This is a genomic window from Nitratifractor sp. (assembly GCF_015487065.1).
Taxonomy (GTDB): domain Bacteria; phylum Campylobacterota; class Campylobacteria; order Campylobacterales; family Sulfurovaceae; genus Nitratifractor.
In genome coordinates this window covers 26,284-40,232 of sequence record NZ_WFQN01000108.1, presented here as the reverse complement: position 1 = coordinate 40,232, position 13,949 = coordinate 26,284, and the positions used below count along the sequence as shown (strand labels likewise).

Below are 13,949 nucleotides of genomic sequence, written 5' to 3'. Positions count from 1 at the left end.
CCCGGTGGGGGCATCCCGGACAGAGGGCCGGCGGTCTGGGGGGCACGTCGAGGCTGAACGTGAGTTTGGGGGCGTAGATGTTCTCCCCTTCGTAGAGCCCCAGTTTCCTGAAGGCCTCGAGGATATGCTCCTTTTTCATCTCGTCGATGCGATTCATCGTTTTATCGAGGCGCCCGTGGACCTTGGCCGGATCCATCACCTGCTCTTCGATACAGGGATAGGGCTCTTCGACCACCAGAACCTTCTTGTAGGCTTCGAAGCGTTTGCGGATTTCCTCTACCGGCAGGGGATAGGGCATCTCCACTTTGACGAGATCGGCCTCGACCCCCAACTCCTCCATCGCCTCCCGGGTAAAGGCGTATCCGGTCCCGGAAGCGAGGATCAGGAGATCGCTTGTGCCCTCCAGGGCATCGAATCGGGGCTTCAGATGATGTTCCCAGTTGTACGCGGCGATCGCTTCGATGCGATCGAGGGCTTCGTAGCCCTGCTGCAGACGCCCGTCCCTGGGGACCGCTGCCCAGCGGGGGATGTTGCGGACGAATTTCCCCTCTTTGGGATGGAAGTCCGTGGTATCCTCCATCTCGATGATCTCCCGGGCGTGACAGACCCGCATCACGGGCCGCAGCATTACCGGTGTCTCGAAGCGCTCCGAGAGTTCCACCCCGTAGCGGGTCATATCGTAGGCATCCTGGGGGGTGGCGGGGTCGAGTACCGGGATCCGGGCGAATTTGGCGAAGACCCGGCTGTCCTGCTCCGTCTGGGAGGAGTGGAAGCCCGGATCGTCGGCGGCGATGAGCAGGAATCCCCCTGTATTTCCGATATAGGCCGCAGACATCAAGGCGTCGCTGGCGACGTTGAGCCCCACCTGCTTCATCGTCGCGGCGGTCCGCTTGCCGGCGATGGCCCCGGCATAGGCTACCTCGAAACCTACCTTTTCGTTGGTGGCCCACTCGGCGTAGACCGGCAGTTTCAGTTTAGCTTTGATCTTCTGTACCATCCCCAGGATCTCGCTGGAAGGGGTCCCGGGGTAGCCTGAGACCATCTCCACATCGGCGTGGATCAGCCCCCAGGCGATAGCGTCGTTACCCATCAGGGTCTCTTTCATCACTCCTCCTTCTTCGATTCACTCCCAATGTCACCTAGCGCATCCCATTTTACTCACAATTCTCTTAATCATTACAATTATTATATGCCATGACACCACTATTATCACTTCTAATAATTGTTGTGAGCTTTTTCTGGATATTTTAGTAAAAAATACACTATTTTGTTTTGCCAATTGATTCAAATCATCGGAAATCTTATAAAGCGAAGGCTATAATAGAGTCATCGTCGCTCAAGGAGGAGAAAGATGAAATCGATATGGTTGAAAATTCTGGCACTTGTCACCCTGTTCTGGAGTGGAACCGCTCTGGCAGAGGAGCCGATCCGCATCGGCGCCCTGGTCTCCGCCACCGGGCCGGCCTCGTTCATCGGAGATCCGGAGCTCAAAACACTCCGGCATTACGTCCAAAAGATCAATAATGCCGGCGGCGTCGCAGGACACAAGCTGGAGTTGGTCGCCTACGATACCGGCGCCAATCCCAAGAAGGCAGTCACCTTCGCCAAGCGGCTCCTCTATAAAGACAAGGTCGCCGCCGTCATCGGCCCCTCCACCACGGGAGAGACCATGGCCCTCATCCCGTTGATCCAGAAATCGAAGATCCCCATGCTCTCCATGGCTGGAGGGGTCCCCATCATCGATCCGGTCAAAAAGTGGGTCTTCAAAATCGTCGCTACCGACCGGATGGCGTGTCAAAAAATCATGGAACATATGAAAGCCCATCAGATCTCCAAGATCGCCATGCTCTCGGGCAGCGGCGGTTTCGGCAAGTCGATGCGCAAACAGTGCAAAATGGTGGCCAAGGATATGGGGATCGATATCCTCGCCGACGAAACCTACGGCAAGAAGGATACCGACATGAGCGCCCAGCTGCTCAAGATCAAAAACACTCCCGGTGTCCAGGCGGTCCTCAACCCCGGATTCGGTCAGGGGCCCGCTATCGTAACCAAGAACTTCAAGCAGCTGGGGCTCAAAATGCCCCTCTATGAATCCCACGGGGTTGCCTCCAAAAAATATATCGAAATCGCCGGTCCCGCCGCCGAAGGGGTCTATGTGGTCTCTCCGCCGGTCGTGGTGGCCGCCAAGCTCCCCGACAGCAACCCGGTCAAAAAGGTCTGTCTGGCCTACAAGAACGAGTATGAAAAAACCTTCCACACTCCCGTGGCCAGCTTCGGAGGCCACGCCTACGACTCTCTGTACGCCATCACCGACGCCGTCAAGCGTATAGGAACCTCTCCCGCGGCCATCCGGGACGGCCTGGAGAGCCTGCACGATTTCGTCGGCATCGACGGGGTAGTCAACATGAGCCCCACCGACCACCTGGGGCTCGATACCAAATCGGGTCTGGTGATGCTGCGGATCAAAAATGGCGATTGGAAATTGGCGGAATAGATAAGAGATATGTTATTGGTGTACTGGTGTATTGGTGTATTGGGGGCGCAGTTGCAAGTCGCAAGTCGCAAGTCGCAAGAAAAGAGCCATTGCTCATTAGTCATTGGTCATTGGAGGCAGGGCTTTGGCCCTGCATACGGGACTGAAGTCCCGCCTCCATTAAACAGGATGCGTTGCAAAGCAACGCCTACCGAAACCATTCACCATTCACCACTCATCATTCACCACTCGAAAGCAAAGCTTTCGGTTCCTCACTCCTCACTCCTCACTCCTCACTCATTTTTCGCCATCTGGAGCGAAAAATGACAGAGCTTTTCGCCTTTCTCCTCACCGGTCTGACTGTCGGTTTCGTCTATGCCCTGGTGGGGATGGGCTTTACCGTCATCTACAACGCCAGCGGGATCATCAACTTCGCCCAGGGGGAGTTCGTCATGGCCGGGGGGATGATCATGGTCTTTCTGCTGGCAGGCGGAGTTCCCTATCTGCCCGCCTATCTCCTGGCGATCGGGCTGACGGCACTGCTGGGGGTACTGCTCTGGAAACTGACCGATCTCTCCAAAGAGAGCTCTCAGGAATCTCTGATCATCCTCACCCTGGGCTACGCCATCTTTTTACGTGGAGCGGCGGAGGTGGTCTTCGACAAGGAGCTTCATACCCTGCCTCCCATGCTGGGTGAAGGACACCTGACGATCCTGGGGGCAACACTCAGCTATCAGGCACTGCTGGTAATGACCGCTTCGGTACTCATCGTAGCGGGGCTCTGGTTCTTCTTTCGCCGGACCCGCACCGGCAAGGCGATGATCGCCGTCTCCCTCGATCCCGATGCCGCCCGGCTCATGGGCATCAGCCTCAAAAAGATCTGGATCCTCAGTTTCTCCCTGGCCGCCGCCATCGCCTCGATCGGCGGAATCCTCCTGACCCCCATCACCTCCACCAACTACGAAGTGGGAATCATGCTGGGACTCAAGGGCTTCGCCGCGGCAATCACCGGTGGGCTTTCCAACCCTTTCGGTGCCGTCGCGGGGGGATTGATCCTGGGCATCATGGAGGCGCTGGTAGCGGGCTATCTCTCTTCGGAGTACAAAGACGCCGTCGCCTTCATCATCATGCTCCTGATCCTCTTCTTCCGGCCCGGCGGGCTCTTTGGCCATCGGGGGGTCCAGCGGGTATGAGAGCTTTCTGCAGACGCTGGAACCTTCGCCCCGCCCTGGGAGTGACCGCCCTGATCCTGACCCTCGTACCGTGGATGCTGAGCAACGATTTCTATTACGAGATCGCCATTCTCGCCCTCTTCAACGCTATGATTGCCGTGGGGCTCAATCTCCTGATGGGCTATGCGGGACAGATCAGCCTGGCCCACGGGGCCTTCGCCGGGCTGGGCGGCTATATCGCCGCCATCCTGACGGGACGCTACGGCCTGGCGCCGCTTTTTTCCATCGCCGTCAGTCTGGGGATCATGGCGTTCCTGGCCTATGGGCTCGCCCGTCCGATCCTCCGACTGCGGGGCCACTATCTGGCCATGGCAACCTTGGGGGTGGGGATCATCGTCTCCATCATTCTCAACAACGAAGAGGAGCTCACCGGCGGAACCGACGGGATGAGTGTGGAGAGCTTTTCCCTTTTCGGCCACACCTTCACCGAGAGCTGGGAGTGGTATCTCCTGGCGGCCCTGCATCTGCTGCTCCTGCTGTGGCTGGCCCAGAACCTCATCGAATCGCCCCTGGGACGGATCCTGCGCAGTCTCCATGACTCGGAACGCGCTCCGGCCAGCGTTGGGGTCAACGTGGCCCGTTACAAAAGCCTGGTCTTCGTCCTCTCTGTGGTCGTCGCCGCCCTGGCAGGCAGTCTCTACGCCTTTTTCTCAGGGTTCATCTCCCCCCAGGAGGCGGGGTTCAACCGCTCCATCGAACTGGTGGTCATGGTGGTTCTGGGCGGTATGGGGCGTCTCTACGGTGCCGTCATCGGTGCGGTGATCCTGACGCTGCTCCCCCAGCTGCTCACCACCTTCGAGGATTATCAGACCCTGATCTACGGTGCCATCATCATCGGGGTGATGATCTTCATGCCGAAGGGGATCGTTTCGCTTTTTGATGGGATGGGGAGGAAGAGATAGTGCTTGTTATTGGTTATTGGTGTATTGGTGTATTGGGAGCGCCTTCGGTACAGTCGCAAGTCGCAAGTCGCAAGTTGCAAGAAAAGAGTCATTGGTCATTGGTCATTGGTCATTGGGGGCAGGGCTTTGGCCCTGCATGCGGGACTGAAGTCCCGCCTCCATTAAACAGGATGTGTTGCAAAGCAACGCCTACCGAAACCATTCACCATTCACCATTCATCATTCACCACTCGAAAGCGAAGTTTTCAGTTCCTCACTCCTCACTTTTCACTCTTCATTTCCCCCAAAGGGGAATCCGTGCTTGAGATCCGCAACCTCACCAAACGCTTCGGAGGCCTGACGGCGGTGGACGACATCAGCTTCCGGGTGGCCAAAGGGCATATCCATGCCGTCATCGGTCCCAACGGAGCGGGTAAGACCACACTGATCAACACCATCAGCGGTGTCTACCGCAGCGACGGGGGGAGCGTCTGGCTCGACGGAGCGGACATCACCGACACCCCCACCGATCAACTGGTCTATCGGGGGATCTGCCGCACTTTCCAGAATCTGGAGATCTGCGGCGGTATGACGGTACTGGAGAATGTGATGCTCGGCTTCGACCGCTATCTGAGCAAGGGGCTGTGGCCCACCCTGCTGCGTTCGCGAAAGCTCTTGGAGGAGGAACGGCGCTACACCGAAAGAGCAATGCACCTTCTGGAGCTTATCGATATTCGAGACTATGCCCATCAGAAGGCACACAATCTCTCCTACGGCATCCTGAAAAAGCTGGAGATCGTCCGGGCACTGGCCACAGGCCCGGAACTGCTCCTGCTGGACGAACCTGTCGCAGGGCTCAACCCCAAAGAGACCGCCGAAGTGGCCGAGCTGATCCGCACCATCGTCACCGACGAAGTGACGGTGATCCTCATCGAGCACGATATGCGCATGGTCATGGAGCTCTCGGATCGTATCACCGTTATGCACTTCGGAAAAAAACTGGCCGAAGGGCCCCCGGAGGAGATCCGGAACGATCCGGAGGTGATCGAAGCCTATCTGGGAGGGAATCGATGATTTTAATTGTGGAAAATCTCTCCGTCAATTACGGCAAGATCGAAGCACTGCATGAGATTTCGTTGCAAATCAAAGAGGGAGAGATCGTTGCATTGATCGGAGCCAACGGAGCGGGAAAGACGACGCTGCTGCGTACTCTGAGCGGTCTGATTGTTCCACACAGAGGTCGGATCGACTATTTCAGCCGTGAAATCACCCGCCTTCCCTCCGACCGACGGGTCAAAGAGGGGATCGCTCAAGTGCCCGAGGGGCGAGGGCTTTTTGCCACGCTCACTGTCGAGGACAACCTGCTTCTCGGCGCATATACCAGACAGGATCAAAAAGAGATCCTTCACGATCTGAAAGAGATCTATCGACGCTTCCCCATCCTGAAGGAGAAACGCAAAGCCTACGCCGGTACTCTCAGCGGAGGTCAACAACAGATGGTCGCCGTAGGACGGGCACTGATGAGCCGACCAAATCTATTGCTTCTTGATGAGCCGAGTATGGGCCTGGCACCTGTGATCGTCGAGGAGATCTTCGAAACTCTCAAAAAACTGAGAGAGAGCGGAACCACCATCTTCCTCGTAGAACAAAACGCTCATCTGGCCCTCCGGCAGACCGACAGAGCCTATCTCTTAGAAAACGGCCGTATCGTCCGCGAAGGCCTCTCCGTTCAACTTGAAAAAGATGAAAGGGTACGTGCCGCCTATCTCGGGGGATAGCAAACGATAGCTTCGGAAGGTCGCTGCGGGCACCCCCTCAGAGCTCCAGTGTCGTTCGATTGACAAACTTCTTTTCGCTCCACTGGGCTTCCTTGAGATGCAGTAGCCCGCGTACCTCATCATTGACCAATCGATAATAGATTTCGATCGTGATTTGCTTGCTTCCTTTGACAAGAGGAAAGGTCAGTGTCTTCTCTCCTTGGGCGGGAATGGAGGGATTGTCGATGATCTTCGTCGCCAGATGAGGGAGGGTGGCTTTGCCGTCACGATCCCTATAGTGCGGTGTAATCGAAACACTTTTAGTCGCAAGCACCTTTTGGGATGCATCACGATAGGTTACTTCTACGATCAGCTCCCTGGCTCCGAATCCGGTGGGAATATTGTGGGGATTGGGATTAAGAATCGTCACGGAAAGATCCTTGCCTTCCCTTTTTGCCTTCAGCCCCAAGGCCCCTTTCCATAGCTGCTTGAAATGCCCTCCCATAAAACTGTGTTCCCTTACCATACGTTTCCTCGGTTTACCGTGATCGATAGGCAGGGAGGAGGCGAAACCCTCTTTTTTGGGACCCATATGACATTCAATACACTGTTTATCTGTTTTAACATACTCTTTTTGTGTATTGGTGAACTCGACATTGTAAATAGAACGTTCATTGGCATGACAGACAAAGCAGAGCTGCTTGGAATTTGTATCGAAAAACTCCCGATACTGGGTCTTGTGATAGGGAGAATCCGCATCTTTGAAGGGACCGCTCATCGTCCCCACCGGATTCCATCGGATACGATGAACCCCACGTTTCGAAGGGGGAAGATGCTCTTTGATTTTGTTGATATTATGGCAAACGAGGCAGTTGATTCCCTCAGAAATCGCACTGTCATTAACCGCTTTGTTTACTGCGCTGTTTTTATCTTCACCCATCAAAACCTTGATCTCATAGCTCATATCGGTGGAGGTCACCGAAATACGCGGATTGTGACAGGCCGCACAGTAGACTTTGATGGCATTGACCGGCTGAAAAGTCTTTTTTGCCACATAATCTATCGTTTTCCGGAAATACTCATCTTTTTTATAATGGGACCGTGCATGATAGGAGTGGCTCCAGGGTTTGACGATATGGCCATGACACGCTTTACATTTCGACGAGTCGTGATATTTGCTATCGAGTGTCGGTGCCGTTTCGACACCGAAAAGCGCAGAGAGCGAGCCTAGCAGCCAAAACAATATAAATAATCTCATCTACTCTCTATCCTTTCTGTGAACAGATTATAATTAATTATAGAGCGTTACTCCTTCACGGAAAATAAATTTTACCAAAAGAAAATTCGACTAATCTTCAAGCCGAAATTTGGGTTCAAACAACTCTACGGTAATAACTAAGTAAGTCTCTTTTGCGACAATTCTATTCCACCAAATAGAAAGGAAAGCAAATGAAACTACTTGAAAAGATCTTCATCTACACTATGATCGTTATCGGAGTCATCTTCTATCAGATCGTGATACGTCTCTCCGCTCTCGGTATGGATATCCGTGGGAAAGAGGCGGCGTATACTACCTGTAAAAACCCGAGAACGAGCTCAAAAATTCTACGGCACAAAGCCGCCTGATATAATCTCCGAAAAATTGAAATTATTTCTGATTGGCCCAATCGAAATAGGTGCGGGCTTTGAGGATCTGGGGATAGCCGAAGCGGTGCTCTCCCTCTTTGTTACGCAGGACAATCCCTTCCTCGTCGGCAGACTCGAGGATCCCTTTGAGCTTCTCTCCGCCGGCGATTTTGAGCTTGACCCGCTCACCGACGGCACTTTGGAAATGGCGCGGTTTTTTGAGAGTACGTTCAATTCCGGGGGAGCTCACTTCCAGGAAGTAGTTGCCGCTCACGGGGGGGTGGACATCCAGCAGGGGTGAGAGGTCGTTGGAGATCTCGGCACAGGTATCCAGGTCCACCCCGCCCTCTTTGGTGATGTAGACCCGGAAGATGGTCTGATCGTTCTCTTTGACCGTTTCGGTGTCGTAGAACTCCGCGCCGTGACTGGCGACAATCTTGGCGATCTGATCTTCAAGAGGCATCGCCGATCTCCTTTTCGATCTTTTTGAAAAGCTCGTCCATCCGGCTGATCCGCTCCAGCTCGTCATCGAATTCGAAAGTGAAGTTGGGGGCTTTGTACCACCCCTCCGCCTCTTTGACGTAGGTCTTCAGATAGCCGGCGACTTTCCGCAGGCGCCGCAGCACCTCCTCCTGATCTTCCGCTTCGATTCCGGCAGGATCCAGGAAGACTTTGGCATCGTAGCGGCCCCGGGAACAGAGCACCTCCGTGACGTTCAAAGCGTTGATCCGTTCGTCGTCCAGGGTCCCCAGGGCTTCGGGGATCAACTCGCGCAGAACCGATTCGGTCCGTTTGCGCTTGATCTCTGCCTGGTTCATAGCGTCGCCTGCTCCTCCACCTCTTTGAAGGTCTCGATGACGTCACCCACTTTGATATCGTTGAAGTTCTCCAGCATGATTCCGCACTCGAAACCGGCCCGGACCTCTTTGGCATCTTCGGTGAAACGCTTGAGAGAGCTGATGCGGCTGGTATAGACCACCACACCGTCGCGGATGAGCCGGGCGCCGGCGTTGCGCTCGATGACACCGTCGGTGACCATACATCCGGCGATGGTCCCGACCTTGGCCACGCTGAAGGTCTCCCGTACCTCCGCCTGACCGGTGACCTCTTCGGTGACCACGGGACTCATCAGGCCGCCCAGCAGCGCTTTGACATCGTCGATCAGGTCGTAGATGATGGAGTAGGTCTTGACCTCGATCCCCAGGTCCTCGGCCTTCTTCTTGACCGCACCGGTGGGGCGGACATTGAAGCCCAGAATCAGCGCGTTTTCACTGGCATCGGCCAGGAGCACGTCGCTCTCAGTGATCCCGCCGACCCCGCCGTGGATCACATCGACTTTGACCTCTTCGTTCTTCAGATCCGCCAGGGCCGACTTGATCGCCTCCAGGGATCCCTGGACATCGGCTTTGACCACCAGGGGAAGCTTCTTGATCTTCCCTTCGGCAATGAGGCTTCCCAGTTCGTCGATGGAGACCTTGGTACTCTTGGAGAGCTCTTTGGCCCGGGCGTACTCTTTGCGTTTGTCCGCCAGCTCCTTGGCCTCCTTCTCGCTCTCCATGCCCACCAGCACCTCTCCGGCCTGGGGCACGTCATGGAGTCCCACCACGGCGGCGGGAGTGCTGGGTCCTATCTCTTTGGCCCGGCTGCCGTCGTCGAGGATCAGGGTCCGTACCCGGCCGTAGGTGGTCCCGACAATAACGTTGTCCCCCACGTGGAGGGTACCGTTCTTGACGATGACGTTGGCCACGGGGCCGAAGCCCTTCTCCACCGAGCTCTCGATGACGATCGCTTTGGCCCGGCGGGTGGGATCGGCGGTAAGTTCCATCATTTCGGACTGGAGCACGATGGTCTCCAGCAGTTCGTCAATCCCCTCACCGGTGTGGGAGGAGACGGCGACAGTCTCGTACTCTCCGCCCCAATCCACGGGGAGGATACCGTTCTCCGCCAGCTGGGACTTGACGTTGTCGATATTGGCGGTGGGTTTGTCGATCTTGGTGATGGCGATGATGATGGGAACTCCGGCCGCCTGGGCATGGGCGATGGACTCTTTGGTCTGGGGCATCACCCCGTCATCGGCCGCGACGACAATAACGGCGATATCGGTCGCCTGGGCTCCTCTGGCCCGCATTTCGGTAAAGGCGGCGTGACCCGGAGTGTCAATGAAGGTGATCTTGTGCCCGTCTTTTTCCACCTGATAGGCCCCCACGTGCTGGGTGATCCCTCCCGCCTCTTTGGCGGCCACTTTGGTGGAGCGGATATAGTCCAGCAGGGAGGTCTTTCCGTGGTCGACGTGTCCCATGACGGTGATGACCGGAGGGCGGGGCTCTTCGACGGTATTGGGCTCGGCATCGTAGGCCGCGACATAATCCAGCTCGTCGAGGGGGTTGATGGTCTCGACCTGGACGTCGAACTCTTCGGCCAGGATCTCGATGGCATCCTTGTCGAGAAAGTCGTTTTTGGTCACCATGGTTCCCAGGGCGAAGAGGACCTTGACCACTTCGCCGACACTCTTGCCGACCTTCTCGGCGAACTCATAGACACGGACATCTTCGGGGATTCTTACCACGCTGACCTTTTCTGTATTCTCTTGTTTGGTATATTTTCTACGGCGTCCACCGCGGCGGATATTGCGTCCGCCGGGACGGTTGGGGAAGTTGCGCTGGGGCATCCCGCCGATTCCCTGAGCGGCCCGCCGCTTGGCTTCGGCACGGCGCCGCTCCTCCTGGCGCTGTTGCTCTTCAAAGATGGTCTTGTCGGAGAAATCGAGCAGCACGACCTCCTGCTCTTCGAAGAGTTCGACGGAGCCTCCCAGATCCCGCTCGCCCAGGATCTCCAGCTTTTCGCCGGTGGATTTGGCCTCGGCAGGGGTCTTCTTTTTCTTCTTTTTGGAAGAGGCGCTCGGGGAAACGTCGGTCAGGGAGATCTTTTTCTCCCGGCTCGGAGCCGGCTTCGCCTTCTTGACGATGGTGATCCCTTTTTTGCGCAGGGGGGCACGCCGCAGGGGTGTCTCCGCCTCCTCTTCGGCCGTTTCGGCACTCTTGCGGGCGGTGGCAGTGATCCCTTTGCGGACCGTCGCACTCTTTTTCGGTGCGGCGGCCTCAACGGCGGGTGCTTCCTCTGCCGGGGTCTCGGCTGCTGCCTCGACACTTGCGGTCTCTTCAACACCCTGTTTACCCTCGGCTTCGGGAGCCGCTTTTTCAGTCTTATTCTCTTTTGCAGCCGATGACGCCTTTTCCGCTCCCGGCTTCGGGAGGCCGGCAGGCCAGCGTCCCGTCATCGCATAGTCCATCAGCATCGCCGCCTGGTCCAGCGTCACGGAACTCCCCGCAACTTTGACATCGAATCCAAGCTCTTTGGCTTTGTTCAGCAGCTCGCTGTTGGACATTCCGGCTTCGGCCGCAATCTCCTGGATCTTGACTTTATCACCCATCAGTGTAGCACTCCTTTAGTAGCTTGACAAAAGCCTCCTCCTCGATCCGGAAGCGTTTTGACAGTTGTTTGATCCTCTTCGTATTCTGACTGCAGGCGCGGCAGATATAACTACTCCGGCCCTGACCGCGATAGGGTATGACCCGACCACCTTCAAACTGTATTCGGATTAATGTATGTTGGGGTTCTCTGTTTCTGCAGGCAATACACATTCGAATAGGATATTTTTTCACGGGCATTATACCAAAAAAGTCAGGACTTTCCTATGACGCCGAGATTGTCAAGACCGTGGGTCATGACCCGGAACTGGGGAAAGCGCTCCGCCAGGGCTGCCGCCAGGGCATCGGCATCGTCGGCGTAGGCCAGATTGAAGAAGGTCGACCCGCTGCCGGAGAGGGTGCTCATGAGCGCTCCGTGCTCCAGCGCGGTCTTCTGGACGTCAAAGAGTTCGGGCATCATCTTCATGCGACGCTCCTGATGGATCTTGTCTTTGGCGGCGATCCGCAGCAGATCCCAGGATTCACTCATGAAGAGCGCCGTCATATAGGCTGCTCTCGAGAGGGAATAGACCAACTCCTCTTTGGTATACATCTTGGGAAGGACATTGCGGGAGCGATTAGTGGAGATCCTTTGGTTCGGCACCACCAGGACGGCCCGCAGATAGGCGGGAAGACGCCGTTTTTTACTGTAGACTCTCTCTCCCTCCAGGCAGGCCACATTGAAGCCCCCCATCACCGCGGGCGTGATATTGTCGGGGTGATGCTCATAACGCAGAGCGGTATTGAGGATTTTGCGTTTGTTGTAGCGAACCCCCGCGGCAACATAGGCGGCGGTAATGGCAGCCACGATCACCGCCGAAGAACTCCCCAGCCCCCGGGAAATCGGAATTCGATTGGTAAACTCGAAGCGAAAGACCGGCTGTTTGCCCCCGGTAAGGCGCCGGTACTGTTCGTTGAAGATATGGAGAAAGAGGGTATTCTTCTTGATCTTGGGATTTTCAGCCCCTTCCCCCTTGGTGGAGACACTCAGAAATCGGGAGGGCTTGATGATGATCTCGTTGCGCAGATCGATGGCGAGCCCCAGGGTATCGAACCCCGGCCCCAGATTGGCACTCGTCGCGGGTACACTGATAAACACATCGGGCCTTTAGACGGCAGGCAGTCGATAGTCGGGCCGGTTTCCCGGCTCCCGTTCCAGTGCCTCCAACGAAGAGGGGAACGAGAACTCCTGCACAATGGTTTCCTCGAGAGGTTGCGTAATTATAGTCTCTTTTTCTTTGACGAAATAGAGGCGACCCATGGCCTTGAGGGGGCGACCGCCGTTGAGGGCGAAAGCACTGACCGCTCCGAAGGGGATCCCCCGCAGCAGTCGCAAGGTCTCCAAAGCAATATAGGTGAGTTTGATCCCCATCTGGCTGCCGGGACCGTTGACATAGAGGATCTCGTCAGGCCTCTCTTCACGCAAGAGACGGTCCAGTTCCGGCAGCAGAACCTCGGAAGCATAGCCGTCGCGTTCCCAGCTGCGCTGCAGTTCACCTCCCTCATAAAGGGCAAACTGCAGTGGAGAGGCGACAGGATTGATCAGAAGCGTTCGCTTAGGCAAAACACCGCTCATACTGGGGACTGCGAATCTGTTCCAGCGCCACCACCTCGTAGTTGGCCACATCGGCCAGGAGCTTTTCCGTCAGGCGATGGTTGAGATCGTGGCTGCCGGCAAAAGAGCGGTATCGGCCCAATAGGTTGTGACCCGTCACCATCATATCCCCCATGGCATCCAGGATCTTGTGGCGGACAAACTCGTCGGAGTAGCGCAAGCCTTCAGGGTTGAGAACCTTGTGTTCGTCCAGGCCGATGGCGTTTTTCAGGCTGGCGCCCAGGGCGAGATTCTGACTCTGAAGATACTGGATATCTTTGGCGAAGCCGAAGGTTCGGGCCCGGGCGATCTCCTCCATGTAGCTGCTCAACGTAAAATCGAAGGCGAAACGTTGACGACCGATGGCGGGATGGTCGAAATCGATCTCGAAATCGAAGCTGATCTCCTCGGAGGGCTCCAGGCGGACGAACTTCTCTCCCTCCCGAATCTCCACCGGCTGACGGATTTTCAGGAAGCGCTTGGGCCGTTCGAGCGTGCGGATCCCCGCCTCCTGAAGCAACAGGCAGAAGGAGACGGCACTGCCGTCCATGATGGGCATTTCATTGCCCTCCAGGACGATCCGGAGATTGTCGATTCCGTGGGCGTAGAGGGCCGAAAGGAAATGTTCGATGGTGGAGATATAGCCGTCGGGAGCTCCGATGACCGTGGCCATCCGGGTATCGATGACGGCGGAGGGGCTGAGGGGAATGCTCCGGCCCAGGTCGCTGCGGTAGAAGATGATGCCGCTGTCGGCATCGAGAGGCTCGATCCTCAGACGGATCGATTCACCCTTATGGAGACCGATTCCCACCACTTCGGTCGGTTTCGCAATAGTCCGCTGAAACATTTCTTCCTTTCCTTTCGCGCTGACGACGCGGAGTGATTGCCTCTATTATACCTGAATTGAACTCTTTGAAAA

The 13,949-nt window shown here is 56.2% G+C and carries 14 protein-coding genes and 1 pseudogene; 6 read left to right on the top strand and 9 right to left on the bottom strand.

Features of this window, described 5'->3' with window-relative positions; all coding sequences use genetic code 11:
* Positions 1-1,105 (bottom strand): annotated as a pseudogene (locus tag F8I07_RS05880) (indolepyruvate oxidoreductase); the annotation flags it as partial.
* A 246-nt stretch (positions 1,106-1,351) separates the two neighbouring features.
* Here F8I07_RS05880 and F8I07_RS05875 point away from each other — a divergent pair.
* The 5 genes from F8I07_RS05875 (at position 1,352) to F8I07_RS05855 (ending at position 6,364) form a co-directional block, all read left to right on the top strand.
* Positions 1,352-2,494, top strand: coding sequence for an ABC transporter substrate-binding protein (locus F8I07_RS05875; protein WP_292656976.1), 1,143 nt, complete (start codon positions 1,352-1,354; stop codon positions 2,492-2,494).
* Between the two features lie 302 nt (positions 2,495-2,796).
* A complete protein-coding gene (locus tag F8I07_RS05870; protein WP_292656974.1) occupies positions 2,797-3,666 on the top strand; it encodes a branched-chain amino acid ABC transporter permease in 870 nt (289 codons plus the stop codon).
* The gene (locus F8I07_RS05865) at positions 3,663-4,607 is read left to right on the top strand and encodes a branched-chain amino acid ABC transporter permease (RefSeq protein WP_292656972.1); all 945 of its coding nucleotides are present in this window, start codon (positions 3,663-3,665) and stop codon (positions 4,605-4,607) included. The genes F8I07_RS05870 and F8I07_RS05865 overlap by 4 nt, the downstream gene beginning before the upstream one ends.
* Positions 4,608-4,904: 297 nt before the next feature.
* A complete protein-coding gene (locus tag F8I07_RS05860; RefSeq protein ID WP_292656970.1) occupies positions 4,905-5,660 on the top strand; it encodes an ABC transporter ATP-binding protein in 756 nt (251 codons plus the stop codon).
* Positions 5,660-6,364, top strand: coding sequence for an ABC transporter ATP-binding protein (locus F8I07_RS05855; RefSeq protein ID WP_367264478.1), 705 nt, complete (start codon positions 5,660-5,662; stop codon positions 6,362-6,364). Before F8I07_RS05860 ends, F8I07_RS05855 begins: the two co-directional genes overlap by 1 nt.
* A gap of 37 nt (positions 6,365-6,401) precedes the next feature.
* Here the strand turns inward: F8I07_RS05855 and F8I07_RS05850 are convergent, their stop codons facing one another.
* Positions 6,402-7,601 carry a multiheme c-type cytochrome gene (locus F8I07_RS05850; protein ID WP_292656965.1) on the bottom strand — a complete coding sequence of 400 codons (1,200 nt, stop codon included), beginning with the start codon at positions 7,599-7,601 and terminating at the stop codon, positions 6,402-6,404.
* A 191-nt stretch (positions 7,602-7,792) separates the two neighbouring features.
* Here F8I07_RS05850 and F8I07_RS05845 point away from each other — a divergent pair, with 191 nt between their 5' ends.
* Entirely contained in the window at positions 7,793-7,969 is a 177-nt protein-coding gene (locus F8I07_RS05845) for a hypothetical protein (RefSeq protein WP_292656962.1), read from the top strand.
* Between the two features lie 22 nt (positions 7,970-7,991).
* Here F8I07_RS05845 and rimP read toward each other — a convergent pair whose 3' ends face one another.
* Genes rimP through lpxC form a run of 7 tightly spaced genes read right to left on the bottom strand, consistent with a single transcriptional unit; the run spans position 7,992 to position 13,877 of the window.
* Positions 7,992-8,432: a ribosome maturation factor RimP gene (gene rimP, locus F8I07_RS05840; RefSeq protein ID WP_292656960.1), complete on the bottom strand. Its 441-nt coding sequence runs from the start codon at positions 8,430-8,432 to the stop codon at positions 7,992-7,994.
* On the bottom strand, positions 8,422-8,787 hold the full coding sequence (gene rbfA, locus F8I07_RS05835; RefSeq protein ID WP_292656955.1) for a 30S ribosome-binding factor RbfA: 366 nt from the start codon (positions 8,785-8,787) through the stop codon (positions 8,422-8,424). Before rbfA ends, rimP begins: the two co-directional genes overlap by 11 nt.
* Entirely contained in the window at positions 8,784-11,399 is a 2,616-nt protein-coding gene (gene infB, locus F8I07_RS05830) for a translation initiation factor IF-2 (protein ID WP_292656953.1), read from the bottom strand. The genes rbfA and infB overlap by 4 nt, the downstream gene beginning before the upstream one ends.
* The gene (locus tag F8I07_RS05825) at positions 11,392-11,610 is read right to left on the bottom strand and encodes a DUF448 domain-containing protein (protein ID WP_292656980.1); all 219 of its coding nucleotides are present in this window, start codon (positions 11,608-11,610) and stop codon (positions 11,392-11,394) included. The genes infB and F8I07_RS05825 overlap by 8 nt, the downstream gene beginning before the upstream one ends.
* Before the next feature lie 40 nt (positions 11,611-11,650).
* Positions 11,651-12,535, bottom strand: a complete 885-nt coding sequence (gene thrB / locus F8I07_RS05820; protein WP_292656950.1) for a homoserine kinase — start codon at positions 12,533-12,535, stop codon at positions 11,651-11,653.
* A gap of 9 nt (positions 12,536-12,544) precedes the next feature.
* Positions 12,545-13,000 (bottom strand): hypothetical protein, encoded by a 456-nt coding sequence (locus F8I07_RS05815; protein WP_292656947.1) that lies wholly within the window; start codon positions 12,998-13,000, stop codon positions 12,545-12,547.
* The gene (lpxC, locus tag F8I07_RS05810) at positions 12,993-13,877 is read right to left on the bottom strand and encodes a UDP-3-O-acyl-N-acetylglucosamine deacetylase (protein ID WP_292656944.1); all 885 of its coding nucleotides are present in this window, start codon (positions 13,875-13,877) and stop codon (positions 12,993-12,995) included. The genes F8I07_RS05815 and lpxC overlap by 8 nt, the downstream gene beginning before the upstream one ends.
* Between the last annotated feature and the right edge of the window lie 72 nt (positions 13,878-13,949).